Consider the following 26,069-nt stretch of genomic DNA (forward strand, 5'->3'; position numbering starts at 1 on the left):
CTAGCCGGCGACACGATCAACCCCGCCGCGCGGGTGTTCGCGCGGCGGACGCCGTGGCCGCCGAGCCGCGCGGCCCCGGCGTCGCGAAACGTCAGGCGGCGCTGGTGGCTCCGATGACCGAGGTGAGCTGGGAGGCGTCGGCGGTCGCTGACTTCTCGGCGCGGCCGGAGAAGATCTCGCGGAGGAAGACGCCGGTGTGGCTGGCCGGGTTCGCGGCCACCGCCTCCGGGGTGCCCTCGGCGACGACCCGGCCGCCGCCGGTGCCACCCTCGGGGCCCATGTCGACCAGCCAGTCCGCCGTCTTGATGACGTCGAGGTTGTGCTCGATGACGATGACGGTGTTGCCGGCGTCGACGAGGCGGCCGAGCACGCCGAGCAGCTTGCGGATGTCCTCGAAGTGCAGGCCGGTGGTCGGCTCGTCGAGGACGTAGACGGTGCGCCCGGTGGAGCGGCGCTGCAGCTCGGAGGCGAGCTTGACCCGCTGCGCCTCGCCGCCGGACAGCGTGGGCGCGGACTGGCCGAGCCGGACGTAGCCGAGGCCCACGTCGTTGAGGGTGCGCAGGTGGCGGGCGATCGGCGGGACGGCGGCGAAGAACTCGGCCGCCTCCTCGATCGGCATGTCGAGCACCTCGGCGATGTTCCTGCCCTTGTAGTGGACCTCGAGGGTCTCCCGGTTGTACCGGGCGCCGGCGCACACCTCGCAGGGGACGTACACGTCCGGAAGGAAGTTCATCTCGATCTTGATCGTGCCGTCGCCGGAGCACGCCTCGCAGCGGCCGCCCTTGACGTTGAACGAGAACCGGCCGGGCAGGTAGCCGCGCACCTTCGCCTCGGTGGTCTCGGCGAACAGCCGCCGGATGTGGTCGAACACGCCGGTGTAGGTCGCCGGGTTGGAGCGCGGGGTCCGCCCGATCGGTGACTGGTCGACGCGGACGGCCTTGTCGAGGTGGTCGAGGCCGGAGACGGTGCGGTGCCGGCCGGGGACCTCGCGAGCGCCGTTGAGCTTGTTCGCCAGCACCGCGGCCAGGATGTCGTTCACCAGGGTCGACTTGCCGGACCCGGAGACGCCGGTGACGGCGACCAGGCAGCCGAGCGGGAACGAGACCGTGACGTCGCGCAGGTTGTGCTCGCGGGCGCCGTGGACGGTGAGCGTCCGGCTCTTCGTCGGCGGGCGGCGCACCGCCGGGACGGGGATGGACCGCCGGCCGGACAGGTACGCGCCGGTCAGCGACTCCTCGCTGGTGAGCAGCTCGGAGACGGGCCCGGAGACGACGACCCGGCCGCCGTGCTCGCCGGCGCCCGGGCCGATGTCGACGACCCAGTCGGAGGCGAGGATCGTGTCCTCGTCGTGCTCGACGACGATCAGCGTGTTGCCCAGGTCACGCAGCCGCACCAACGTCTTGATGAGCCGGCGGTTGTCGCGCTGGTGCAGGCCGATCGACGGCTCGTCGAGGACGTAGAGCACGCCGACGAGGCCGGAGCCGATCTGCGTCGCCAGCCGGATCCGCTGCGCCTCGCCGCCGGCGAGGGTGCCGGCGGAACGGTCGAGGGAGAGGTAGTCGAGGCCGACGTCGAGCAGGAACGCGAGCCGCGCGTCGACCTCCTTGAGCACCCGGCCGGCGATCGAGAGCTCCCGCTCCGTCAGGTCGAGGTCCCCGAGGAAGCCGGCGCAGTCGCCGATCGACATCGCCGAGACCTCGGCGATCGAACGGCCGCCCACCGTCACGGCGAGCGACTCCGGCTTGAGCCGGGCGCCCCGGCACGACGGGCACGGCACGTCGCGCATGTAGCCCTCGTAGCGCTCGCGGCTCGTGTCCGACTCGGCCTCGCGCAGGCGGCGCTCCAGGAACGGGATGACGCCCTCGAAGCTCGTGTAGTACGAGCGCTTGCGGCCGTAGCGGTTGGTGTACCCGACGTGGATCTCGGTGTCGCCGCTGCCGTGCAGCACCGCCTTGYGGGCGCGGTCGGGCAGTGCCTCCCACGGGGTGTCCATCGAGAAGTGCAGGTCCTCGGCCAGCGCGGACAGCAGCCGCTCGAAGTACTCCTTGTTGTGCCCGCCGGACCAGGGGCCGATCGCACCCCCGGCGAGCGACAGCGTCGGGTCGGTGACGACGAGCTCCGGGTCGACCTCCTTGCGGGTGCCGAGGCCGGTGCATTCGGGGCAGGCGCCGTAGGGGGTGTTGAACGAGAACGAGCGAGGCTCGAGCTCCTCGAACGACAGGTCGTCGTAGAGGCAGGCGAGGTGCTCGGAGTACATCCGCTCGCGGTCCTCGTCGTGCGGGTCGCGGTCGACGAAGTCGAGCAGTACCAGGCCGTTGCCGAGGCGCAGCGCGGTCTCGACCGAGTCGGTGAGCCGGCGCTTGGCGGTCTCCTTGATCGCGAGCCGGTCGACGACGACCTCGATCGTGTGTTTCTTCTGCTTCTCCAGCTTCGGCGGGTCGGTCAGCGGGACGACCGTGCCGTCCACCCGGGCACGGGCGAAGCCGGAGCCCTGCAGCTCGGCGAACAGGTCGACGTACTCGCCCTTGCGCCCGCGGATCACCGGGGCCAGCACCTGGAAACGAGTGCCCTCGGGGAGCTCCATCAGCCGGTCGACGATCTGCTGCGGGGTCTGCCGCGCGATCGGCCGGCCGCACTTCGGGCAGTGCGGGCGGCCGGCCCTGGCGAACAGCAGCCGCAGGTAGTCGTAGACCTCGGTGATGGTGCCGACCGTCGAGCGTGGGTTGCGGTTGGTCGACTTCTGGTCGATCGAGACCGCCGGCGACAGGCCCTCGATGAAGTCGACGTCCGGCTTGTCCATCTGCCCGAGGAACTGGCGGGCATAGGCCGACAGCGACTCGACGTAGCGTCGCTGCCCCTCGGCGAAGATCGTGTCGAACGCCAGGCTGGACTTCCCCGAGCCGGACAGCCCGGTGAAGACGATCAGCCCGTCGCGGGGGAGATCGAGGTCGACGTCGCGCAGGTTGTGTTCGCGCGCACCCCGCACGACGAGACGGTCCGTCATCCGCGTTCCTCACGTCTTCTCGGCTTCGTCGGCCCCACCCGCGCCAGACCTGGCATCGCGTTCGTGGGACCACGGGACAGCACTTCGGCACCCGGAGCGCCGACCGCGGGCCCTGACCCGCGGTCCCGGCCCGGCGACGCTCCTTGCCCTGCGCTCAACCCGATACGGACAACCCGGGCCCGAACAAAGGCACTCCCAGCGTACGGATGGGATACGACACTTCTCGGACGCGGGACGCCTTCCCGAACGTCCGTTCGATACTAGCGACCCGGGATGCGGTGCCCGCGGAGGGGCCACATCGGGGCCACCCCCGGCGGCGGCCCAGCGGGCCGGACCGCCGGGCCGGGTCGGGCGCGCTGGTGGGTTGGTGGGGCGAGGTCGCCGTCCGCCACCTGCGGCCTCCGCGCGGCGGCGCCGTCCCCGGCGGCCTCCCGCCCCCCGCACCGCACCGCTCGCGACCGGCCATCCCTGTATCGGAGCGACGATTACAAGGCGGACACAACACGCCTTTTCGTCCTTCCAGCAACGATTCGGATCCGTATGCTGTCTATGTTTCATCTGGTCGGAACGAAAATTCAGGGAGATAGCGAGTTGGTATGACGTGACCAGGGTCATGCTGTTTCCCCGACTCGCCGGAAAGAATTTCCGGGCCTGCCTCGCCGAGGTGGTTACGGTGAGACCGGTCATCAAGCACGCTGGTCGCCGAAATCACGACGAAGAGCGGCTGGCCCGCGCCCAGGAGGGCGGAATATTGCACAGCCTGCTCGCGGTCGTCGTCTCCTACGGCGGCTCACCCCACCTGAACAGACTGCTCGGCGCGCTCGCCGGCATGGCGAGCTGCCGGGTCGCATTGGTCGAGAACAAGCTCGGCAGGCCGCACGGCGCCGTGCCCGACGGCGTACGCGTTTACACGGGGCACGGCAACATCGGCTATGGCGCTGCGGTGAATCTCGCGGTCAAACGAGCCCTGACGGCCGCCCCGGAGGTAGACGCGCCCGGCGGCCTTCCGGACTGGCTGCTGGTCGTCAACAGCGATGTCGCCATTCCCGCCGACACCCAGGAGATGCTGCCGAAACTGCTCGCGCAGGCGGCCGCCGACGTCGACGCCCTCGGGTTCTCGATCCGCGCGCATGACGGCGGGCCGGGGCGGTCGACCGCGGTGCTGCCGACCACCGGCACCAGCGCCTTCACCGCGCTGCGCGGCGAGACCGCCGCGGTGGCGCGCTGGCCGGCGTTGCGGTACCCGGTCGGGGCGTTCTTCGCGATCCGCACGTCGGCGTTCCTGCGGATCGGCGGTTTCGACCCGTCCTTCTGGCTCTACTACGAGGAGACGGACCTGTTCGCCCGGTTGCTCGCCGCCGACGGGCGGATCGACTGGTGCGACGACGCCTGGCCGGTGCTGCACACCGGCGGTGGCACCGCCGGCCGGGACGCGGAGCTCCAGCGCGAGCTCGGCCGGGCCGCCGTCGCCTACGCCGTCCGCCACCGCGCGACCATAGGCCGGGGCTGGCTGGCCGTGCACGCGGCCCAGCTCGCCCTGCTGGCGGCCCGCAAGGCGGTCCTTGGCCGGTGGCCCGACGCCGCCAGGGCCGGGTGGATCCTCGCCGGCCTGATCCAGGCGGTCGCGCTGCCCTGGTGGGAGCCCGCCGCCCGGTCGCGCTGGCACGCGGTCCCGATCAGGACCCGGATGGCGCTCGCCGGTCTCGACAGCGTCCGGCCACGCCCCGGCGGGCCGCGCCCCGCCGGCCCGCCCGCGAACCCGGCCGCCGCTGGCTGGTGAGCCCCCGCCGGGTGCCTTCCAGCCGTGCCCGGCCGGTCCTCAGCGGGTGCTCGGGGAGAATGGTGGCGCCGGAGACGTCGGGCGCGCGGCCGAGTGGCCGCCGGTGGCAGTGCAGGAGGAGCTATGAGCGTGCGCGGGTACACGGGCGACGTCACGGTGGGCGGGCCGGCGGACGTCCGGGAGCTGCCCGACCTGACGATCACCAAGGTCGCGGTCGGCCCGTTCGACAACAACTGCTACCTGCTGCGCTGCGCCGCCACCGGCGAGCAGCTGCTCATCGACGCGGCCAACGAGGCGGACACCCTGCTGCGCGTGATCGGCGACGAGGGCCTGGCCACCGTGGTCACCACGCACCGCCACGCCGACCACGTCCAGGCACTCTCCGACATCGTCGCGGCCACCGGCGCGACCACCGTCGCGCACCCGGACGACGCGCCCGCGATCCCGGTGGCCACCGTGACGCTGCTGCGCGACGGCGAGGAGATCCAGGTCGGCGAGGTCACCCTGCGCGCGATCCACCTGGTCGGCCACACCCCCGGCTCGATCGCCCTGCTCCACGACGCCGAGCCGTCCGCCCCGCACCTGTTCACGGGCGACTGCCTCTTCCCTGGCGGACCGGGGAACACGCGGGGCGACGCGGCCGCCTTCACGTCCCTGATGGACGGCCTCGAGGCCAAGGTCTTCGGCCCGCTGCCGGACACCACCTGGATCTACCCGGGCCACGGCAAGGACAGCACCCTCGGCCGCGAGCGCCCCCACCTCGCCGAATGGCGCAGCAGGGGCTGGTGACGGCGCGGTCCCGGTGGCGCGGTGTCAGCGGACTGCCCGGGCACTACTTCTTGGGGAGGCGGACGACGAGTTCGACGCGGCGGTTGAAGTGCTGGCCCGTKGGGTTGGCGGAGCCGTCCGGGTTGGTCTCCAGGACCAGCGGGTGCGCGCTGCCGAACCCGATGGACGTGACCGAGGCGGCCTGGACCCCGTGGTCGGTGAGGTAGCGCTGGACGGTGGCCGCCCGGCGCTCCGACAGTGGCTGGTTGACACTCGCCGAGCCGGTCGCGTCGGCGTGGCCGCGGACCTGGATGTCGCCGCCGGCGTAGTGCGTGTTGATCAACCTGATGGTCGCGTCCATGGTGTCGGTGCTGTTGATGGCGTCGCTGCCGGTCTCGAACAGGCCGTCACTGTTGAAGATCAGGATGAAGACCTCGCGGCCCGCCTCGTCCTGCGCGGCGAGATTCCCGCCCGAGATGCCGGTGAGGTCGACGGTGTCGGGCCCGGGCAGCCGGTAGAGCGAGTCCGGCACCAGCGTGGTCCCGTCCTCCGGGGTGTGGGCGTACCCGCTGAAGTCCCCGCAGGGGATGCGCAGCACCAGCCCGCCGCCGAAGTCCTGGGTGCCGCAGGTGGGGTCGAGGGTGCCGTCGTCGTTGAGGTCGAACAGGCCCTGCTGGGCACCCGGTGGCAACGACGTCGCGGGCGCGTCCCCGGCGGGAGCGGTCGCTATCGGCTCGGCTGTCGTCGCGGTGCTCGGCGCGCCTGGGATGGACGTGTCCCCCGGAGACCCCGAGGAACCCCCGCAGCCACCGGCGAACAGCAGTCCAGTCGCCACGGTCGCCAGCAACGGTGTCGCTATCGTTCGCTTCATCCCGGTCCTCCCCCAGACAGCACGATGGTGCGAAGCTAGGCGGAGTCAGCCCCCCTGAACATCGCGATGCCGGGTAGCTGACAGAGCGGGGGCGCACCTTCGGGCCCGGCCGCCGTACTGCCTGTGCCGGGCGACTGTTCGTAGACTGAGCGCCTATGTCGGTCATTGAGCTGGAAAGGCTGGAAAGGCTGCTCGCGGCCGAGACCGCTCGGTTCGTCGAGACCCATCCGGCCGCCGGCGCGGCGTACGAGCGGGCCCGCGGCTCGCAGCTCGACGGCGTCCCGATGAACTGGATGACCCGCTGGCCGGGCAGTTATCCGGTGGTGGTCGCGTCCGCGTCCGGGAGCCGGCTCACCGACGTCGACGGGCACGACTACGTCGATTTCTGCCTCGGCGACACCGGAGCGATGGCCGGCCATTGCCCGGCCCCGACCGTCGCGGCGGTCGCCGCGCAGGCGGCTTCGGCGATCACCACGATGCTCCCCTCGCCCGACGCGGCCGTCGTCTCCGAACTGCTGCGCGACCGGTTCGGCCTGCCGCTGTGGCAGTTCACCCTAACCGCGACCGACGCCAACCGGTTCGTGCTCCGGCTCGCCCGCGAGATCACCGGCCGCCCGAAGGTGCTGGTCTTCGACCACTGCTACCACGGCACCGTCGACGAGACCGCGGCGACGCTGGACGAGCGCGGCGCCGTCGTCCCCCGGCCGGGCAGCCTCGGGCCGCAGGTCGACCCGGCCAGCACGACCCGGGTCGTCCAGTTCAACGACCTGGCGGCGGCGGCCCGCGAGCTCGCCCACGGCGACGTCGCCTGTGTGCTGACGGAGCCCGCGCTGACCAACGTCGGCATCGTGCTCGCGGACGAGGGCTTCCACGCGGGGCTGCGCGAGCTGTGCGACGCGCACGGGGTACTGCTCGTCATCGACGAGACGCACACGATCTGCGCTGGACCCGGCGGCTACACCGCCGCCCACGGCCTCCGGCCCGACCTCCTGACGATCGGCAAGCCGATCGCGGGCGGGATCCCGATCGGCGCCTACGGGATGACAGCCGCCGTGGCGGCTCGCGTGCTGGAGCATGACGTCCCACAGCTGACGGACGTCAACGGCATCGGCGGCACGCTCGCCGCGAACCCGGTGTCGTTCGCCGCCGCGCGGGCGACCCTCACCGAGGTGCTCACCCCGGCGGCGTTCAGCCGGATGACGAGGCTCGCGGCCCGCTTCGAGACGGAGGCCGCCGAGCTGTTCGCCGTGACCGGGCTGGGCTGGCACACGGTGCGCCTGGGCTGCCGGGTCGAGTACATGGCCGGCGCCGGCCCCCATGGCGACCGGCCCGCCCGCGACGGCGCGGAGGCCTCGGCCGCCTTCGACGAGCGCCTGGACGCGTACCTGCACCTGGCCCTRCTCAACCGGGGCGTGCTGATGACCCCGTTCCACATGATGGCGCTGATGTCCCCGGCCACCACCGACGGCGACGTCGCCGCCCACACCAGCGCCCTGCGCGCGGCGCTCGCCGCACTCGTCGGCTGAGCGCGGTGCCGGCCCGGCTATCCGGTGGGCACCGGCCCGGGAAGCAGGCGCAGGCCGGGCGCGTCGTCCCAGCCGGTGATTATCAGGAGGCCGAGCAGCCAGGGCGCGACCGCGTGCAGCACGAGCCGCCGCCCGTCGCGGTTCAGGTTCCCCGCCGACGCCACCAACGCCCGCAGGCCGCCGACGTCGACGCGGCGCAGCCTCGCCAGGTCGACGCGGACGTCGCCGCGGCCGTGGTGGGCGACCTTCGCGAGCGTGCCGACGAGCGCAGGCAGGACCGAGACATCTATGTCACCGTCGATCGACAGCATCGGCGGCTCGAAGGTGGCGGCGACGCGCATCGAGCCGGTCTGGATCTCCAACCGCTCGGCGTCGAAGCTGTGGTAGGCGGACTGCGCCGGGCCTGCCTGCTCGGTGGGGCCGGACAGGCCCGCCGGTGCCGCAGGGGCCGTGAGGTGTGTGAGGTCGTTGTCGTTGGCGTCGCCAGGGTTGTCGTTGGTGTCGTCGTTCGAAACCACTCTGACGTCGGGCATGCACGTCCTCCCCTGTTTCCAGGAGCCAGTGGCCACGCGGTGACGCGTGGCCACTGGCCAGCCGGGACCGCCATGTGTCGAAACGTATTGTCCAACGAACAGGACCCACCGTAAGGTCCGTTCCGATGAACGTCCTCAGTCCATTGGCCGTGCCATGGCCATGACGGGGTCCTGACGGTGACGACGGTCGCGGCGGTCCCGTCCGGGGTCAGCCCTTGACGCAGAGGACGGCGCGCAGCCGCGCGACCACCTCGACGAGGTCGCCGCTGAAGCCGATGACCTCGTCGATGTCCTTGTAGGCGGCGGGGATCTCGTCGATCACCCCGGGGTCGGTGCGGCATTCGACGCCGGCCGTCTGGGTGCGCAGGTCGTCGATCGTGAACGTCTTGCGCGCCTTGGTTCGGCTCATCCGCCGCCCGGCGCCGTGCGGCGCGGAGGCGAACGCCTCCGGGTTACCCAGGCCGCGAACGAGGTACGAGCCGGTACCCATCGAGCCGGGGATGATGCCGTACTCGCCGGCCCGAGCCGAGATCGCACCCTTGCGGGTCACCAGCACGTCAGCACCGTAGTGATGCTCCTCCGCGACGTAGTTGTGGTGGCAGTTGACGTTCGCGAAGGCCGGGTCGCCGGCGTGCGGGCCCTCGGCTGGTGGGCACGGGACCCGCAGCGCCGGGAAGAAGCCGCGCAGCGCGTCGGTGTACAGGGCGAGCATGGTCTGCCGGTTGCGCCACGCGTACTCCTGCGCCCAGCGCAGGTCTCGGCGGTAGGCGATCATCTCCGGGGTGCCAGCGAGGAACACCGCGAGGTCCCGGTCGGGCAGGCCGGTGTTGTGCGCCAGGCCCTTGGCAACCCCGATGTGCGCGTCGGCGAGCTCCTTGCCGATGTTGCGGGAACCGGAGTGCAGCATCATCCAGACGGCGTCGTCGGCATCGAGGCACAGCTCGATGAAATGGTTGCCCGACCCCAGGGTGCCGAGCTGCGTCATCGCCCTGCCCAGCAGGCCGGAGACCTTCGGGTGCAGCTCCGGGAAGGTGTCCCACAGGTCGGCGTTCCGCCGGACCCTGCTGGACACGGTGGCGTGATGACGGTGCCCGACCGGGATGGCCGCCTCGATGGCGGACCGCACCGCGCCGAGGTCGTCGGGCAGGTCGGCGGCGGTCAGGTTCGTCCGCAGCGCCGCCATCCCGCAGCCGATGTCGACGCCGACCGCGGCCGGGGAGACCGCGTCCCGCATCGCCACGACCGAGCCGACGGTCGCCCCCTTGCCCAGGTGTACGTCCGGCATGACGGCTACGTGGTGATGGATGTAGGGAAGCGAGGCAATCCCGCGAAGCTGGTCCAGCGCGGCGCTCTCCACGCTCTCAGGCCGAGTCCACATCCAGATCGGCGCACGCCCACCACCGAGCCGCGCCACGGGGCTCATGACTGTTGCTCCTGCTTCTTGCGGTAAGCGGCCTATTTCGGCCATCCGTCCGCGGATTGTCGGCACGACGAGATTGTCGGCACCGAGAAGGTTGTCGTCGCCGGGAAGCCTGCCCGGCTCAGGTACGCACGTCTGATCAGCATGCGGGACCACCCGACGACGGACAAATCATTTTCGCCCCGAGCCGATCCGCCCGGCACCCGTCAGCCGTCAGCCGTCAGCGAGCATGCGTCCGCCGGCCGAGGCGTGTCGCCCTCGGCCGGCGGACGGGGAGAACCGGGGTGTCGCACCCGGCGGGTGGCTATCGCAGGTCGATGTGCGAGCGGTCGCGGGTGTGCGAGCGGCGGCCCGCGCCGCCGAACATCGACGGCCCGCCGCCGACACCACCGCCACCGGTACGCCTGCGCAGGAAGAACGGGGACGCCAGCGCGACGAGGCCACAGGCGACGCCGATCTGAAGGATATGGCGGATCCAGTCGATTCCGCCCGTATGGCGCACCCCGATTGCGCTCGCGATGACATTACCGATAAGGGCGCCAATAATACCCAGGACGACGGTCGCCCACAGCGGAACGCCTCCTCGGCGCATCAGCGCGCGGGCGAGCAGACCGACGATCGCCCCGCCGATCACGATCCACAGGATTTGGAACACGGCAGCCTCCGACGTGCTCGACGGTAAGGCCGAGTGGATACCCGTGTCCCCACCCCGGAAACGCCGCGGGTAACGCGCGGAATACCAAAGAAGAATCTCCGCGAGAACCGATCTCGCCGCCCCTGCGCCGTTTCTTGACGGTCTCGATCGCCAAACGGGTAGGTAGGCCCCCGCCCCAAGTGACCTCCGGGCCGCGGCCCGCTAGCGAGGAGCGGGCAGCAGCGGGGCCCGGGAGAGTAACTGGATCAGATCCTTGGCCTCCGCGGGAACCGGTTCGGCGAAGTGGTGCCGCCCGCGGCGGTCACCGCCGTCGACCTCGACCGTGTAGGCGAACCGGTCGGGCGCGGTGGCCATCGCCCGCGCGGGCGCCTCCGGAAGCCCGGCGACGAGCGCGCGAAGGCGGTCCGCCGCCGCGGCTGGCAGGTCGTCGGTGTCCAGGCCGCGCCGGATCGTCCGGCCGGCGAACCCGCCGGACCGTTCCAGCACGACGCGCACCCGCTCGGCCCCAGTCATACGGCGATTGTCCTCTCCGCTGTCCTCCCCGCCGGCATGCGGCGGCGCAGCACCCGGGTCCGCCGCACGGAGGCCCGGCGAGGGTGCCGGTCCCAGCAACTCGCCGGCCTCCGCGTGCCCCGGCGGACCCGGACGCCCGTCAGATCTTGACGCCGACCGCGCGCCAGGCGTTCTGGACGACCTTGACCGCGTCCGCGTCGAAGAGCGCCCTGGCCTGGGTGACCGTCACGTTCGCGAACGAGACGAACGAGGCGTTCGAACGCAGCTGCGACGAACGCAGCGTCTCATACCAAATCTTGCCTGCCTTTTCCCAGGCATGGCCGCCGAAGGCGATCGCGGCGTTGTAGAAGGCCTTGTTCGGGATACCGGAGTTGGTATGTACGCCGCCGTTGTCCGAGGTGGTGCGGACGTAGCCGGACATGTTCGCCGGCTGGTCGTCCTTGCCCAGGACCGGGTCGTCGAACGCGGTTCCCGGGGCCTTCATCGAGCGCAGCGCCACACCCTGCACTCCGGGGGCGAGCAGGCCCTCTCCGATCAGCCAGTCGGCGTCCTCCGCCTTCTCGCCCAGCTTGTACTGCTTCACCAGGGACCCGAAAACGTCGCTGACGGACTCGTTGAGCGCACCCGCCTGGTTCAGGTAGGCGAGCCCTGCCTCGTCCTCGGTCACACCGTGTGTGAGCTCGTGGCCGATGACGTCGAGCGAGATCGTGAACCGGTTGAACAGCTCGCCGTCGCCGTCGCCGAAGACCATCTGCTCGCCGTTCCAGAAGGCGTTGTCGTAGTGGTCGCCGTAGTGGACCGTCGCGAGCAGCGCCAGGCCCTCGTCGTCGATCGAGTCGCGGTGGAAGACCGTCGAGTAGAAGTCGAACGTGGCGCCGAGGCCGTCGTAGGCCTCGTTCACGGCGACGTCGCTGACCGACGCCTGCCCCTCGGTGCGGATGGTCTTGCCCGGCAGCGTCTCGGCGCCCTGGGCGTCGGCGATCGTGCGACGCGCGGACGGCGACGCGGGCACCGGGCGCGGCCGGCGACGCGGCAGCGCGGCGGCCACCTGCGCGTTGTGGACACGGATCATCCGGTTGGTCGTGTCCAGCGACAAGGTGCTCAGCGCCCAGTCGCGTTGCTCCTCGGTGCCGTTGCGGATGATCCGCTCAAGGATGTTCGGCGGGAGGGCGCAGGGCGTCTGCCGGGTGGGTGCGATGCTGCGGGGCTCGAGGTGCACGTCGGCTCCCTTGTGGCGGTCTCGGGGCTGGGCCGACACGTCCGCGCCAGCCCAGCCCCCGGATGGTGCGCAACGTGACCGACCTTTCCGCCTCCGGCGCACCTTGTCCAGACTTGGTACCCATCTCCATCTGGACACACGCCATCCGGACACGTCCTGCCCGAACACACCCTGTCCGGACGCACCTCGCGAATGCCGCCACATCCGCCGGGCCGAGCCTGGCGCCCGCCTCAGCCCGCGCGGCGGGCGGTGCCGGTCAGCCGGACGTAGTCGATGACCGGCTCGGGCAGTCGTTCGGCGACGGTGTTGACGAACCCGGCCCGCTCGTCGATGGGCAGCCGGTCCAGGTCGGAGCCCAGGAGGATCGTCTCCAGGAACCGACGCAGGATGTCGGGATCGTCGAGCCGGGTCGGGTCCGGGTCGAGCGAGGTCTCGACGTCGACGAAGCCGGTCGCGCCGAGCCGGTCCGCGGTCTCCTCGGCGGTCGCGAAGGGCCACACCACCGGCCGGTCGGGGACGAGCTCACCAACCACCCGCTCGACGGCCGCGATGTTGCCGTGACCGCCGCAGTCGAAGACCAACTGACCGCCTGGGCGCAGGACTGCGGCAAGGTTCTTGAACAGCGCGTCGTGGTCGGGGACCCAGTGAAAGGTCGCGACGCTGAAAACCGCGTCGACCTGCTCGGACAGCGGCAGCGGCGTCGTCAGGTCGGCCCGCAGCACCGTCAGGCGGTCTCGCAGGTCCGGCCGGTCGGCGAGCCGGGCGAGCAGCGCGGCCAGCATCTTCTCGGACGCGTCCAGCGCGATCACCCGGCCATCCGGCACCGCCTCCAGCAGCGCGACCGTGTCCCGCCCGGTACCGGCACCTGCGTCGAGCACGGTCTCGGTGCCGCTCAGCTCCAGCCGAGCGAGTGTCCGCCGCCCCCACCGCTCGTGCGGGAGGGGCAGGCTGTCGTACGTCGTGGCGTCCCATTCGCGTGCCATATACGGACGCTACTTCCTTAGCCAATCTAAATACATGATCGTCGCGTATGCGGAGGACGACCTTCGGTCACCGCCGGACCCCATGACGGGCGTCGCCCCGGACGTCACGGCCGAGCGTCACGACCGGACGTCACAGCTGGGCATCGCGGCGGGTGACGAGGTCACGCCACAGGGCGTCGACCTGGGCGTGCAGCTCGGCGAGGGTCCCCGCGTTGTCGAGCAGGACGTCGGCGACGGCGCGCCGGGCTGCGTCGTCGGCCTGGTTGGCCATCCTCGCCTCGGCCTGGTCGCGGGGAAGCCCGCGGCCGGCCAGGCGCTCGAGCCGCAGCTCGCGCGGCGCCTCGACGACGACCACGACGTCGTAACCCTTCGCCATCCCGGCCTCGACCAGGAGCGGGATGTCGTGCACGATGATCGCGTCGGGCGGCGGGGCGGCGAACCGGCGGGCGGTCTCGTCCCGGATCAGCGGGTGGGTGATGCCCTCCAGCCGTCTGCGCGCCGCCTGGTCGACGAAGACGATCTTTCCGAGCGCCTCGCGGTCCAGGCTGCCGTCCGGGCGCAGGACCCCCGGCCCGAAGGCCTCGGCGACCGCCGCGAGCCCAGGGGTGCCGGGCTCGACCACCTCTCTCGCGAGCTTGTCCGCGTCGACGACCACCGCGCCGTGCTCCGCCAGCCGGGCCGACACGGCGCTCTTACCCGACCCGATCCCACCGGTTAGTCCCACCGTCAGCACGCCGCCGAGTCTGCCCTACGCGCCGGGCAGAGGAGACGCCGCGGGCATGCTGGTCCAGTGGAGGAACAGCCGGAGCCAGCGGAGTCGCGGTCGCGCGGGGCGCGGTGGCGCGGGGCGGGCTGGCGCGGGGCGCGGTGGGCGGCCAGGCTCTGGCCGGTCGCGCTGCTGGCGGTGCTCATCGGCGGCGGGGTGCTGGGGCTGGCGCTGTCCACCCGGCTGGCGTCGACCGCGCCGCTGCTGCTCGTCGCGCTGCGGCCGACGCCCTCGATCCTGCTCCTGGTCGGCGGGTCCGCTCCGGTGCTGCCGACGTTGCTGATCGCGGTGCCGCTGCGGGCGCTGGTCGACGTCGGCTACTTCGGCGTCGCCAGGGCGAACCTGCGCTCACTGATGATGTTGCGTCCCGGCGGGCAGCGCCTCGTCGGCGCCCTCTCACGCCATTCGACCGAGCGGGCCCTGCTGTACTTCTGCCTGATCAACACCAACGCGGCCGTCGACGCGGCGCTGGGCGGCGGCGACGTCCCCTGGCGGCGCTTCCTGCGCTTCCTCATCCCGGGCACGGTCATCTCGACGACGACCTACCTGCTGGCGGCGCGCGCCGTCGCGCCGTGGGCCCGCGGTCTGGTCACCTGGCTGGACAGCCACGCCACCGAGGGGCTGCTGCTCCTGCTGGTGGTCGGCGCGCTGCGCCTGGCCGCCCAGGCCATCCGGTCCCGGGTTCGCCGGCGCGCGGACCGGCCCGAGGCGGCACCCGGCGAGCCTGGGTGACGCGCGGTTCGGTCGGCACCGGCCCGGCGATCGGGGTGCCCGTACGCCCTGGTGCCCGGCACACGTCGTGTGCCGGGCACCAGGGGCGTTCCACGCCGGGGCGGGAGACCTCGTCGTCGTCTCGTCCCGGCGGCGTCTCCTAGCGGTCGGCTCGCGACGAGCCGCTCAGGACGTCGCCGTCCCGTGGCGCAGTGGGGTCCTCCGACCGGATCGAGGCGTCCTGGCCGCCCCCCGTGACCGCGCCCACCGCGGCCACGGGGGGCAGGTGCGCGGCGCCCGGGTCCTCCTCATCGGGGTCGGCCGGCGGCGGAGGCGTCACCAGCGACCAGATGACCGAGGCCGTCAGCAGCACGCCGATGACGCCGAGCGAGACGGCGATTGGCATGTGCACGACGTCGGTGAGCAGCATCTTCACGCCGATGAAGGCGAGGATCACCGCCAGGCCGGTGCCGAGGTGGTGGAACCGGTCCAGCGCGCCAGAGAGCAGGAAGAACAGCGACCGCAGACCCAGGATCGCCAACGCGTTCGCCGAGTAGACCAGGAAGGTCTCGTCGGTGACGCCGAGCGCCGCCGGCACCGAGTCGAACGCGAACAGCACGTCGGCGGTCTCCACCGCGACCAGGACGGCGAGCAGCGGCGTAGCGACGAGCTTGCCCGCCCGGCGCAGCACGAAGCGCTGGCCCTGGTACTCGTCGGTGACCGGCATGACCCGGCGGAGCAGTTTCACCGCCCGGCTCTGGCCCGGGTCCACGTCGACGCCGGAGTCCCGGACCATCTTCACCGCGGTGTAGACCAGGAACGCGCCGAACACGTAGATGATGAAGTGGAAGGTGTTCAGCAGCGCCATGCCGCCCGCGATGAACGCGAACCGCAGCACCAGCGCGCCGAGCACGCCGTAGAACAGCACCCGGTGCTGGTACTCCCGCGGCACCCGGAAGTACCCGAAGATCAGGGCGAACACGAAGAGGTTGTCGACCGACAGACTCTTCTCCAGCAGCCAGGCGGCCGTGTACTCGCCGGCCGCGGCCGGCCCCTGCCAGGCCCAGATGACGAAGGCGAAGCCGATGCCGAGGCTCACCCAGAGCGCGCTCCATAGCGCCGCCTCGCGGAGCCTGATGACGTGGGCCCGCCGGTGGGCGAGCAGGTCGATGGCGAGGAGGGCGACGAGGGCGGCGACGAAGGCTGCCCAGGCCCAGAAGGGGACGTGCACGGCTGTCTCCAGGTGAGTCCGGGTAGTCGGCGGATGGGGTACGGGTGCCGGCCGGCCACGCCGGGTGGCGCGCTGACCTGTATCTAGTTCACCCGCTGAGACCCTTCCAGGTCCCGGCAGTAGCGCATCGATGTTGGCGGGATTCGCTATCCTCAAATTGCCGAGACTCGGCAAGAAGAAGACTTCGGACGCACGGCCAGCCCGGGCGCGGCCCGCGTGCGGGAGGGGGTGGCGGATGCCAGTCGACGACGAGCTCGGCGAGGCGGCGGGCCTGCCGGGGACGAGCCTGACCCGGCTGCCACGCGCCGCGGTGCTCGCCGCCCAGGACGCCCGGCTGCCCGCCAGCCTGCTCGGCGACTACCTGCCTGCGCTCGCCTCGGCGGCTCAGACCGGCCGCCGGCTCACGGTCGCCGAACTCGCCCGTTTCAGCGAGCTCGGCCAGGCGGCGGCCGAGTCGGGCGCCGCCCTGCGCGCGCTCGTCGACCTGTACCTTTCCGCGACCTGGCGGGCCTGGCCGTCGCTGCCCGCCACCGAACAGGCCGCGGCGCCGCAGCACCAGACGGGCGACGACCCGGCGGACTGGGGCACCCGAGATCCCGGCGGCCCGGCCCGACCCATGCCGCCCCGGTCCGCCCGGTCGCGGCGCCGGGCCGGGCCTGAGGCCCCGGGTGCGGCCGAGCGGACGCGGGCCGCCGCCGCGGCCGTGCTGCGGGCGAGCGACGACGCCGTCGCGGCCGTCTGCGAGGGCTACGAGGCGGCCCGGACGGCCCGTGCCAGGGCCGAGGAGTCCCTGCGCCGCGAGCTCGTCGACGACCTGCTCACCGGCACCGCCACCGACCCGGGCCTGGTCCTGGAACGTGCCTTCGCGTTCGGGCTGCGACTGGAGGCGCCACACCTCGTCCTGGTCGCCGCCGGGGACCGCCGCTTCGTCGACGGCCGCGGGACGAGCCGCGCCGTCGACACCGCACTCGGCGTCATCTGCGCGACCCCGCCCCTGGTCGTCGCCAAGGGCGGCCTGCTCGTCTGCGTCGTCCCGCAGGAAGCCGAGCGCGACGCGGCGACCGGCGACGCGGCGACCGGCGACGCCGCCGACCTCGGCGCCAGCGTGGACCGGGCCGCCGGGCCGGGCGGCCCCGGCCTGGCCAGATCCGCGGGCGACGGGCCGGCCGCGCGGTTCGCTCCCCTGCCGGCCGGCGGGGCCGGTGCCGCCTCGGGGGCTCCGCGGGCGGTGGCGGCCCTGACCGCGGCGCTGGGGAACGTGCCCGGGTGGCGGGTCGGGGTCAGCCGGGTGCGCACCGGCGTGACGGGCGTGCGGATCGGGTTCGCCGAGGCGTCGAGCGCGGTCGAGCTCGCCGGAAGGCTCGGCGTCGCCGGCCAGGCCGTGCACACCGACGACCTGCTCATCTACAAGGTGCTGCTACGTGACCGGGAGCCGCTCTCCGAGCTGGTGGAGACCGTCCTCGGCCCACTACGAGCCGCCCGCGGTGGCCCCGGCCCGCTGCTGGAGACCCTGGACGCCTATTTCGCCACCGGTGCCGTCGCGCTGGCCACCGCCCGCCGTCTGCACCTCTCGGTCCGTGCCCTCACTTACCGCCTGGCTCGTATCCACCAGCTGACCCACCACGACCCCACCGCCCCGGCGGATCGTTACGTCCTCCAGACCGCGGTGATCGGTGCGCGGCTGCTGAGCTGGAGTGGTGCCGAGTAGCAAACCGGGCCGAGAGGCCAGCAGGCCACGCGGCGCCCGAGGCAGACGAAAACGCCCCCGCCGGTTTCGGCGGGGGCGTCTTCAGGGGCTGACTAGAGAGAGATCATCCCCGGCCGAACTGCTCCCGCAGGCGGCGCAGGGCCTCTTCGTCGATCGCCGAAGCCGGCTGCTGCGACTCTGAGGTGTAGGAGCTCGGCGCGACCGCGGCGGCCTCGGCCTCGCGGGCGGCGCGGATCTGCGCCTGGTGCGCCTCGAAGCGGGACTGGGCCTCGGCGTACTGCCGCTCCCACTCGGCCTGCTGCTCCTCGAAGCCCGGCAGCCACTCGCCCGTCTCGGAGTCGAAGCCCTCGGGGTAGACGTAGTTGCCCGCCTCGTCGTACTTGGCTTCCATGCCGTACTGGCTCGGGTCGAACGTCTCGCCGTCGCCCGCCAGCCCGGAGGCCTCGTTCGCCTGCTTGAGCGAGAGGCTGATCCGGCGCCGGTCGAGGTCGATGTCGATGACCTTGACGAGGATCTCGTCGCCGACGTTGACGACCTGCTCCGGGATCTCCACGTGGCGCTCGGCCAGCTCGGAGATGTGGACCAGGCCCTCGATGCCCTCGTCGACACGGACGAACGCGCCGAACGGCACGAGCTTGGTGACCTTGCCGGGAACGACCTGGCCGATGGCGTGCGTCCGGGCGAACTGGCGCCACGGGTCCTCCTGCGTCGCCTTCAGCGACAGCGAGACCCGCTCGCGGTCCAGGTCGACGTCGAGGACCTCGACGGTGACCTCCTGGCCGACCTCGACCACCTCGGACGGGTGGTCGATGTGCTTCCAGGACAGCTCGGAGACGTGCACCAGACCGTCGACCCCACCGAGGTCGACGAAGGCGCCGAAGTTGACGATGGAGCTGACGACACCCTTGCGGATCTGCCCCTTGGCCAGCTGCGACAGGAACTCGGAGCGGACCTCGCTCTGCGTCTGCTCCAGCCACGCCYGGCGGGACAGGACCACGTTGTTGCGGTTCTTGTCCAGCTCGATGATCTTGGCTTCGAGCTCACGGCCGACGTACGGCTGAAGGTCACGGACGCGGCGCATCTCCACCAGCGATGCGGGGAGGAAGCCGCGCAGCCCGATGTCGAGGATCAGACCGCCCTTGACGACCTCGATGACGGTGCCGGTGACGACGCCGTCCTCCTCCTTGAGCTTCTCGATCGTGCCCCAGGCGCGCTCGTACTGGGCGCGCTTCTTGGACAGGATCAGCCGGCCCTCTTTGTCCTCCTTCTGGAGGACGAGAGCCTCGACGTGGTCACCGACCGAGACGACCTCGTGTGGGTCAACGTCGTGCTTGATCGATAGCTCACGGGACGGGATGACACCCTCGGTCTTGTAACCGATGTCCAGCAGCACCTCGTCGCGATCCACCTTGACGATGGTGCCGTCGACGATGTCACCGTCGTTGAAAAACTTGATCGTCTTGTCGACGGCGGCGAGGAAGTCCTCGGCCGAGCCGATGTCGTTGACCGCGACCTGTGGTGTGGTCGGGCTTTGCGGGCTGGTCACGGTCTCCACGGGTCGAACGTCGGTGGTGCTCGTCAAGGGGTCGRCTCCGACTAGGGGTTGACGTCAGCGCGAGAGCCGGGTCGAACCGCCGGGACGGAGGGACAGAGAACGCGCTACAACGACATTGCGCTGACAACGACACTGTCAGAACCGATAACGACTGCTCGAGTGGATCTGCTCGGTCCGAGACCCACAGACCCTCGTGCTGACTCCAGTCTAGGGAAGCCTCTCCGGCGAGGTCAACGGGAGCCGACGGGCACGCTCGCGCCGAGGGGACCCCGCAGCGTCGCAGGTCGGGCGAAGCCCGACATCAGGGGTTCGGGGGCCCGGCCCCGGGCACCATCACGGCCCTGGAAAAGCCGCCCCTGGGGCGGCGGCATGGCAGCCACCGGTCATGGTCGATCGCCTGGGCCGAACCGGCCGCCCGCGCTGTCCTGTCGGCCGATCCTATCGGGTTGATGCGGCTCGGGAAGGGGCGGGATGGTGGTCTCGTCCAGCGCTCTCCCGGCCGTGACGCCCCGGGTTGACCCTGTCACGGGCGCCGCCGCGGACGCTGGCGCCGGCAGCGGCGCCGGGCGGCCCTGCGCCACCACTACCGGGCCATGGGCGCCGGCCACGACCGGGTGCGGAGCCGCTTCCGAGGCGGCCACAGGAGCGGAGGCGGCCGTCGCCGCGCGTCCGCGCCGGGGGCGGTTCTTCCAGCGACGGGCCCAGTCACGGGCGAGGTTCTGGCACGGCCGCTCGACCAGGTAGTAGGTCAGCGTCGAGAGCGCCACGGTGATCACCAGGACCACCGCGAAGAGCGKGGCGAAGGAGACCTGCCAGATCTTCCAGCCGCTGCGCGCCATCACCACGTCGATGACGGTCTGGTGCCACAGGTAGATGCCGTAGGAGATCGAACCGAGGAAGGTCATCACCCGGCTGGCCAGGAAACGGCGCACGACCCCGCGCCGCTGCGGGCCGAACACCACCGGCAGTAGCAGGAAGAAGCCGAACAGGCCGTAGAACAGGTGCTTGCCCAGATCGGTCCGGACGGTGGCGTCGTAGATCGGCCACAGCGGCAGCCCGATCTTCTTGCTGGCCACCCAGTAGCAGACGGCCGCGAGCAGCCAGCAGATGGTGCCGGAGAACGGCAGCGTCGACCAGCGCGGGTGGCGCCCCTGCCGGCCGTACCAGGCTGAGACCACCGCGAGGAACATGCCCAGGGAGAACAGGTCCCACCAGACCGGCAGCCACACCGACCACCCGTCGGCCAGCCCCGAGTCGGTGCCGATCATCCGCCAGTGCACCAGGGTGCCCAGCAGGTAAAGCGCGGCGACGCCGGTCAGCTCGAGCCACAGCTGGGTACGCGGCGCGCGAACCCGCCGGCCAAGCAGCCACGCGTAGAGCGGGACGAACAGGTAGAACGCGACCTCAACGTCGAGCGTCCAGGCCTGGGTCAGGCCCTGCAGCGCCCACGACTGTCGGTAACCCTGCACGAACAGCAGGCACTCCAGCAGGCCCCGGACGTTCGCCACGATCATCTTGTCGGTGACGACGACCAGGCTGATCACGAACACCAGCCAGTACAGCGGGACGATCCGCATGAACCGGCGCAGCAGGAAGCCACCGACCTCCGGGACGTCCCGGCCGCCGCCCCGGTCGGCGAGCGCGAGATGGCGCGCGACGAACGGTCGGTAGAGCAGGAAGCCGGAGATCAGGAAGAAGACCGCGACGCCGATCTCGGCCCGCGCGGCATATGGCCCCAGCGAGGACCGCAACGTCAGGGTGGTCATGAAGCCGGCGTGCACGACGACCACGAGCAGCGCCGCGATCGCCCGCAGCCCGTCGAACCCGGGAAAGACCGTCGTGTCCCGGCGCGGGGTGGGGGCCGCCGGCGCGGAGGGCTCGTCCGCCGGCGCCAGCGGGGCCCCGGACACGACGGTGGTGCCGGCGTCGACCGCGACGGTCGTCGGGTCGTCCGGGCGCCCGAGCTGGCGAAGCCCGGCCCCGGTCATGACGCGGGCCGGGGGTGGCTGCGGTCCGGCACGGTCGCAAGGTACCAGCCAGCGCCGTCACGGCCCCGCCCGAGCCGTCGCGGGTAACCACTCAGGACCACGGACGAACCGACGGTGATCAGCGGACCGGGCATGCTCACGCGGCCGGGGTCTGGGCCTGGGCCGGAACCGGAACCGCCGCGGGCTGCCCGGCGCGCGCCGTCGCCCGGGAGCCGCTGTGCCGGCCGCGGGGGACGAAGCGGGCGCGGATGGAGGCGAACGCGACAGCGGCCAGCAGCACCACCGCCGGCTCCGCGACCGCGCGGAACCGGCTGGTGCCGTAGACCATCGTCGAGGCGACGGTGAGGGCTCCCGGCAGTGCCAGCAGCGGCAGCAGCAACGCGCGGCGCCGGCGCAACAGCACCGCGCCGACGGCGCCCGCGGCCAGCAGCACCCACAGCGAGAACAGCGCCACCTTGCTGAGACCCACCGGCCGTGACTCGATCGTGTCGAACCGGACCTGCTGGAACGGCCGGAACACCCCCCAGGTCCGCCCGGCCCTCGCCAGCGCGACCTTGGGCAGCTCGGCCTTGTGGTCGCCGATGTACCGGTAGGCGGCCTCGCGATAGAAGACATCGCGCTCGGAGCGTTCGGTCGGCTCGTTCTGGATCTTCAGGATGCACTTGAAGTCCCACCAGCCGAGGAACGTGCCGTGGTATGTCGTGTCGCAGTGCGTGACCGCGAGCGTCGTGCCGAGACCCGTGGACAGGTATTCCGGCTCGCTGAACCGGCTCAGGTTGTAGACGGCCCACGGCGCGATCGTCAGGACACAGGCCGCCCCCGCGGCGGCGAGCATCCCCACCCGCCGCCGCCACGACGCCCTGGCCGCCGGGAGCGCTCCGGCATCCGCGGGACGATGGGCCGCCGGCCCGCCGGGCGAGCGGGCCAGCAGGACCAGTGGCGTCACCAGGAAGACCGCCAGCAGGAGCAACTCGGCCCGGGCGAGCGCCGCCGCGGCTGTGGCCAGCCCCAGCAGGGCGGCGTCCAGGTAGCCGCGCCGGTCCCAGAAGCGATAGGCGAGCCACAGCACCACCGAGCAGGCCAGGATCCCGGTCGTCTCCGACATCAGCAGCGGATCATTGATCCACATACCGGGGTAGACGGCGGCGAGCCCGGCCGCGACCAGCCCCGCCGCGGGTCCGGCGGCGCGCCTCCCGGTCAGCGCGACGATCAGGATGGCCAGCGTTCCGAGCAGGCACTCGAACACCTGGTGCTCGAGGAACGTGCTGAGGCCGACCAGGGACGGCAACGCGAGCAGCGCGCTGGTCAGCGGCGGGTGCTGCGCGTCCGGCACGTACCGGTGGTTCAGGTGGAGCTCGTACGGGTCGGGCCAGCCCCGCCCGTCGGCGAACAGGTTGGCCGCCTCGTGGTAGTAGAGCGGGTCGCCCTGCACGACCGCCGGATGCATCCAACCGAACAGGTACCACAGGCGAACGCCAAGGCCGACAGCCATGATCAGGGTCAGCAGCAGCCACCAGCGCCGGTCCCGCGGCCGCACGCCGCCAGCCTCGGGCGCCTCCGCCACAACCGGCGTGATAGCGGTCTCGGTCACGGCCGGAAGGTACCAAGGCGCTTCCGGTCATCTGAGCGCGATAGGTGTGACGATTAGCCTCTGGCGGAGTCGCGCGCGAGCGCGAGGCCGGTGAGCGGTACAGCCAAAGGTCGCGCGACGATGGCGAAGCCTCGCGCGACCGGAGGCTAGTCGAGCGGTGTAGCCAAGGACGCGCGCGCGGGACCACGCCGGGTCTGCCGCATACTTCGCAGAGCGGTCAGCCGGACGCTGGCCGCCGATCATGACTGGCGGACGAGCGGGAGGAGGCCCCGGCTGAGCGGCAAAGACGCTGACACCGTCCGGATCTCCGACGCCACTCGCTTCCGCGCTCACCAGCCCGCCCGGCCCGGCCGGCCCGGCGACGACCAGCAGGACGGTCGCGAGGACGACGGCCGCGGCGGCGGCGCCCACGGTGACGACGAGCACCGGGACGACGGTCACGACCACGACGAGGAACGCGGCGGCGCGGGCGCCGGCCGCGGTGACGGCGCGCGCGACGGCGCTGCCCGTGGCCGCCGGACCAGCGAGGGTCGCGACGACGTCGGCGCGCGACCACGGGACAGCCACCGCGACACGTTCCGCCCGCCCGCCGGGCCGTACCGCGGTGTCACGGGCGAGCGCGCCGCGCGCGGGCGCGGCGTCGCCGGTGACCCGGACCTGCCCGATCGACGGCCCGGTGGACCGCCGACCCAGCGGGAACCCCGTCGCCCGTCCGGCAGGGACCCCGAGCGTCCAGACGTCCCCGATCGGCTCCGCCGATCGAGCGGGAACCGCGGGAACGGCGGGATCCCAGGCGGAGGCGAGCGGCCTGAACGTGCCGGCGGCGGGCGCCCCGGCGACGCGCGGCGGGGCGACGCCGCCCGCGAGGAGACCCGCCGGCCGGCCACCCGCCCGGCCGGACGGCCGGCACCCGACGATGAGGACGCCAGCCAGCACACCATCGCCCTCGTCCGCGGCGCCATCGAGCGTGGCGGCCGCGCGCGCGGCGCGGAGCCCACACGTGCGCCGGACCCGGTCTACACCCGCCGCTCGCCCCAGGAACGCGCCGCCGATCGCGACGGCGACGGCGAGGCCGACCCGGAGCCGAAGACCGCGGGGCTGATGCTCCTGGACCCTGCGGCCGCGCCGGCGGCGACCGCGATCGGCCCGGGGGACTCGGACACCACCGGGACCTTCCTCGCACCGATCGTCCACTCCCCCGGCCTGGACGGGCTGCGCGCGCTCGCGGTGCTCGCCGTGATCGCCTATCACGCGGGGCTGTCGTGGGTTCCCGGCGGCCTGCTGGGCGTGGACACGTTCTTCGTGCTGTCCGGGTTCCTGATCACCGGCCTGCTGGTCGCCGAGTACCGGGCCACCCGCCGCATCGACCTCAAGGACTTCTGGACGCGGCGGGCGCGGCGCCTGCTGCCCGCCTTCCTGCTCCTGTTGCTCGCGATCTCGGCCTACGCACGGTTCCTCGCCACGCCGGGCGACATCACGAAGATCCGCCTGGACATGCTGGCGTCGCTGTTCTACGTCGCGAACTGGCGGTTCGCGCTGTCGAACCAGAGCTACTTCGACCACTTCTCGGCGCCGTCGCCGCTGCTGCACACCTGGTCGCTGGCGGTCGAGGAGCAGTTCTACGTGCTCTGGCCGCTGATCGTGTTCCTGTTGATGCGCCACAGCGCGCGCACGGTCGACAAGTGGAAGGGGCAGCGGCGCAAGGCGCAGTCGGCGGCGCTGGCGGTGGCGGTGCTGGGCGCGGAGCTGAGCGCGCTGATCGGCATCGTGCTGCTGCTCGTCGGCGTCGACGCGTCCCGGATCTACTACGGCACCGAGGTGCGCGTCCAGGCGCTGCTGACCGGCGCGGCGCTGGCGGTGTGGCGGGCCCAGCGGCGGGCCGGGTTCACGGCACGCGGCAAGAAGGTGCTCGGGTACGCCGGCGGACTGGCGCTGGTCGCGCTGCTGGCGCTGTGGGCGACGGTCGACGRCCAGGCGCGCGGTCTGTATGCCGGCGGGTTCCTCGGCGTCGCGATCATCGTGGCGGTGCTGGTCGCGTCGATCGTCGAGGTGCCGGGCTCGGCGGTGGCGAAGGTGCTGTCGATTTCGCCGCTGACCTACATCGGCAAGATCTCCTATGGCCTCTACCTGTGGCACTGGCCGGTCCTGCTGACGGTTACCGCGGGACGGACCGGCCTACATGGGCCGGTTCTGCTGGCCGCCAGAGTGGCCGCGACCATGGCCTGTACGCTGCTGTCGTTCTACCTGGTGGAGAACCCGATCCGGCGCCGGTCGATCCGGATCCCGAGGCCGGTCGTGACCACGCCGGTGGTGATGGCCGGGGTCGTCGCCGTGGCGATATTGGCGACGAGCACCCAGGCGTCCAGCGCCCGCAGCCCCGCGGACCTGGAGAAGCTCGCCGCGAGCGTCCAGGCGGGTGGGGCGCTGCCCACGGCGGCGCCCGACGCGCAGGGAAACCGGCCGCTGCGGATGCTCATCGCCGGCGACTCGCTGGCGACGACGCTGATCGGCAGCCAGTTCGGCGAGGTGGCGGCGTCGATGAACGTGCAGCTCGCGGACGCCTCCATGCTCGGCTGCGGGGTGGCCCGGCTGCCGACCAGGAAGCTGGACGGCAAGCCCGGGCCGACGACGATCGGCTGTGACCAGTGGCCGGCACGGTTCACCAAGCGGGTGAACGAGGTCCATCCGGACATCGCGGCGCTGCTGATCGGCCGCTGGGAGGTCACCGACCAGCTGCTGGACGGCGACTGGAGCCACGTCGGCGAGCCGAAGTTCGACGCCTACCTCGCCGCCCAGCTGGACCTGGCCATCACCACGCTGTCCGCGGGCGGCGCGAAGGTGGTGTTGTTCACCACACCCGCGGTCGCCGCCCGGGAGGGGCCGGATGGGTCGCAGTACCCGGAGACGAGGCCGGAACGAGTGGCAAGGTTCAACCAGCTGCTGCGCGCCGCGGCCGACCGGCATCGGGGTGTGGCGACCATCTCGGATCTCAACGGCGTACTCACGCCGGGTAATCGCTACACCGATCACGTGAACGGCATCCTCACCCGGGACGACGGCGTGCACATTACTGCCCCAGGTGGGCGAATCGTTGGTCAGGCGTTGCTTCCCGCGATTGTTGGGCTGGTTCGTCCGACAGGCGCGGATCGTGCCCCCGTGGGGACGACCACGTCCCCCGGCTGACCTGCGTGCATTACCGAACGCTAATCTTTCGACGGCAGCGTGCCGCACACAGACGGGAGGGTGA

General features: G+C 72.1%; 20 protein-coding genes. 6 read left to right on the forward strand and 14 right to left on the reverse strand.

Features of this window, described 5'->3' with window-relative positions; genetic code table 11:
• Nucleotides 1–91: 91 nt before the first annotated feature.
• The gene (uvrA, locus tag BCD49_RS17660) at nucleotides 92–3,004 is read right to left on the reverse strand and encodes an excinuclease ABC subunit UvrA (protein ID WP_071041692.1); all 2,913 of its coding nucleotides are present in this window, start codon (nucleotides 3,002–3,004) and stop codon (nucleotides 92–94) included.
• 751 nt (nucleotides 3,005–3,755) lie between these two features.
• On the opposite strand from uvrA, the gene BCD49_RS17665 reads away from it, so the two are divergent.
• Both BCD49_RS17665 and BCD49_RS17670 read left to right on the forward strand, forming a co-directional pair.
• Nucleotides 3,756–4,784 carry a glycosyltransferase family 2 protein gene (locus BCD49_RS17665; RefSeq protein ID WP_035931528.1) on the forward strand — a complete coding sequence of 343 codons (1,029 nt, stop codon included), beginning with the start codon at nucleotides 3,756–3,758 and terminating at the stop codon, nucleotides 4,782–4,784.
• Between the two features lie 123 nt (nucleotides 4,785–4,907).
• Nucleotides 4,908–5,573, forward strand: coding sequence for an MBL fold metallo-hydrolase (locus tag BCD49_RS17670; RefSeq protein WP_007514586.1), 666 nt, complete (start codon nucleotides 4,908–4,910; stop codon nucleotides 5,571–5,573).
• A 43-nt stretch (nucleotides 5,574–5,616) separates the two neighbouring features.
• Here the strand turns inward: BCD49_RS17670 and BCD49_RS17675 are convergent, their stop codons facing one another.
• Nucleotides 5,617–6,423 (reverse strand): OmpA family protein, encoded by an 807-nt coding sequence (locus BCD49_RS17675; protein ID WP_007514585.1) that lies wholly within the window; start codon nucleotides 6,421–6,423, stop codon nucleotides 5,617–5,619.
• Nucleotides 6,424–6,578: 155 nt separating this feature from the next.
• On the opposite strand from BCD49_RS17675, the gene BCD49_RS17680 reads away from it, so the two are divergent.
• A complete protein-coding gene (locus BCD49_RS17680) occupies nucleotides 6,579–7,949 on the forward strand; it encodes a transaminase (RefSeq protein WP_007514583.1) in 1,371 nt (456 codons plus the stop codon).
• 17 nt (nucleotides 7,950–7,966) lie between these two features.
• Here the strand turns inward: BCD49_RS17680 and BCD49_RS17685 are convergent, their stop codons facing one another.
• The 7 genes from BCD49_RS17685 to coaE form a co-directional block, all read right to left on the reverse strand.
• On the reverse strand, nucleotides 7,967–8,482 hold the full coding sequence (locus BCD49_RS17685) for an STAS domain-containing protein (RefSeq protein WP_007514581.1): 516 nt from the start codon (nucleotides 8,480–8,482) through the stop codon (nucleotides 7,967–7,969).
• 208 nt (nucleotides 8,483–8,690) lie between these two features.
• Nucleotides 8,691–9,905: an RtcB family protein gene (locus BCD49_RS17690; RefSeq protein ID WP_007514579.1), complete on the reverse strand. Its 1,215-nt coding sequence runs from the start codon at nucleotides 9,903–9,905 to the stop codon at nucleotides 8,691–8,693.
• A gap of 301 nt (nucleotides 9,906–10,206) precedes the next feature.
• Nucleotides 10,207–10,557 (reverse strand): GlsB/YeaQ/YmgE family stress response membrane protein, encoded by a 351-nt coding sequence (locus BCD49_RS17695; protein ID WP_007514578.1) that lies wholly within the window; start codon nucleotides 10,555–10,557, stop codon nucleotides 10,207–10,209.
• A 201-nt stretch (nucleotides 10,558–10,758) separates the two neighbouring features.
• The gene (locus BCD49_RS17700; protein ID WP_007514576.1) at nucleotides 10,759–11,070 is read right to left on the reverse strand and encodes a protealysin inhibitor emfourin; all 312 of its coding nucleotides are present in this window, start codon (nucleotides 11,068–11,070) and stop codon (nucleotides 10,759–10,761) included.
• A gap of 139 nt (nucleotides 11,071–11,209) precedes the next feature.
• On the reverse strand, nucleotides 11,210–12,289 hold the full coding sequence (locus BCD49_RS17705; RefSeq protein ID WP_007514574.1) for a M4 family metallopeptidase: 1,080 nt from the start codon (nucleotides 12,287–12,289) through the stop codon (nucleotides 11,210–11,212).
• A gap of 230 nt (nucleotides 12,290–12,519) precedes the next feature.
• Nucleotides 12,520–13,272, reverse strand: coding sequence for a class I SAM-dependent methyltransferase (locus tag BCD49_RS17710; protein ID WP_007514573.1), 753 nt, complete (start codon nucleotides 13,270–13,272; stop codon nucleotides 12,520–12,522).
• Between the two features lie 130 nt (nucleotides 13,273–13,402).
• Entirely contained in the window at nucleotides 13,403–13,996 is a 594-nt protein-coding gene (gene coaE / locus BCD49_RS17715) for a dephospho-CoA kinase (protein ID WP_007514570.1), read from the reverse strand.
• A gap of 66 nt (nucleotides 13,997–14,062) precedes the next feature.
• Here coaE and BCD49_RS17720 point away from each other — a divergent pair, with 66 nt between their 5' ends.
• A complete protein-coding gene (locus tag BCD49_RS17720) occupies nucleotides 14,063–14,770 on the forward strand; it encodes a hypothetical protein (RefSeq protein WP_007514569.1) in 708 nt (235 codons plus the stop codon).
• Nucleotides 14,771–14,909: 139 nt separating this feature from the next.
• On the opposite strand, the gene BCD49_RS17725 is transcribed toward BCD49_RS17720, so the two are convergent.
• The gene (locus BCD49_RS17725; protein ID WP_007514567.1) at nucleotides 14,910–15,980 is read right to left on the reverse strand and encodes a TerC family protein; all 1,071 of its coding nucleotides are present in this window, start codon (nucleotides 15,978–15,980) and stop codon (nucleotides 14,910–14,912) included.
• Nucleotides 15,981–16,215: 235 nt separating this feature from the next.
• Between BCD49_RS17725 and BCD49_RS17730 the strand changes: the two genes are divergently transcribed.
• On the forward strand, nucleotides 16,216–17,688 hold the full coding sequence (locus BCD49_RS17730; protein WP_027141269.1) for a PucR family transcriptional regulator: 1,473 nt from the start codon (nucleotides 16,216–16,218) through the stop codon (nucleotides 17,686–17,688).
• Between the two features lie 103 nt (nucleotides 17,689–17,791).
• Here BCD49_RS17730 and rpsA read toward each other — a convergent pair whose 3' ends face one another.
• From rpsA to BCD49_RS17750, 4 genes are all read right to left on the reverse strand, one after another.
• Nucleotides 17,792–19,270: a 30S ribosomal protein S1 gene (gene rpsA, locus BCD49_RS17735; protein WP_071041693.1), complete on the reverse strand. Its 1,479-nt coding sequence runs from the start codon at nucleotides 19,268–19,270 to the stop codon at nucleotides 17,792–17,794.
• Between the two features lie 356 nt (nucleotides 19,271–19,626).
• On the reverse strand, nucleotides 19,627–21,231 hold the full coding sequence (locus tag BCD49_RS17740) for an acyltransferase family protein (protein WP_071041694.1): 1,605 nt from the start codon (nucleotides 21,229–21,231) through the stop codon (nucleotides 19,627–19,629).
• Between the two features lie 136 nt (nucleotides 21,232–21,367).
• Nucleotides 21,368–22,822 (reverse strand): glycosyltransferase family 39 protein, encoded by a 1,455-nt coding sequence (locus BCD49_RS17745; protein WP_007520121.1) that lies wholly within the window; start codon nucleotides 22,820–22,822, stop codon nucleotides 21,368–21,370.
• 27 nt (nucleotides 22,823–22,849) lie between these two features.
• Nucleotides 22,850–23,758 (reverse strand): hypothetical protein, encoded by a 909-nt coding sequence (locus tag BCD49_RS17750; RefSeq protein WP_007520122.1) that lies wholly within the window; start codon nucleotides 23,756–23,758, stop codon nucleotides 22,850–22,852.
• Nucleotides 23,759–23,923: 165 nt separating this feature from the next.
• On the opposite strand from BCD49_RS17750, the gene BCD49_RS17755 reads away from it, so the two are divergent.
• Nucleotides 23,924–26,005 carry an acyltransferase family protein gene (locus tag BCD49_RS17755; protein ID WP_083401526.1) on the forward strand — a complete coding sequence of 694 codons (2,082 nt, stop codon included), beginning with the start codon at nucleotides 23,924–23,926 and terminating at the stop codon, nucleotides 26,003–26,005.
• Nucleotides 26,006–26,069: the final 64 nt, after the last annotated feature.

The sequence above is a fragment of the Pseudofrankia sp. EUN1h genome, assembly GCF_001854645.1.
Taxonomy (GTDB): Bacteria; Actinomycetota; Actinomycetes; order Frankiales; family Frankiaceae; genus Pseudofrankia; species Pseudofrankia saprophytica.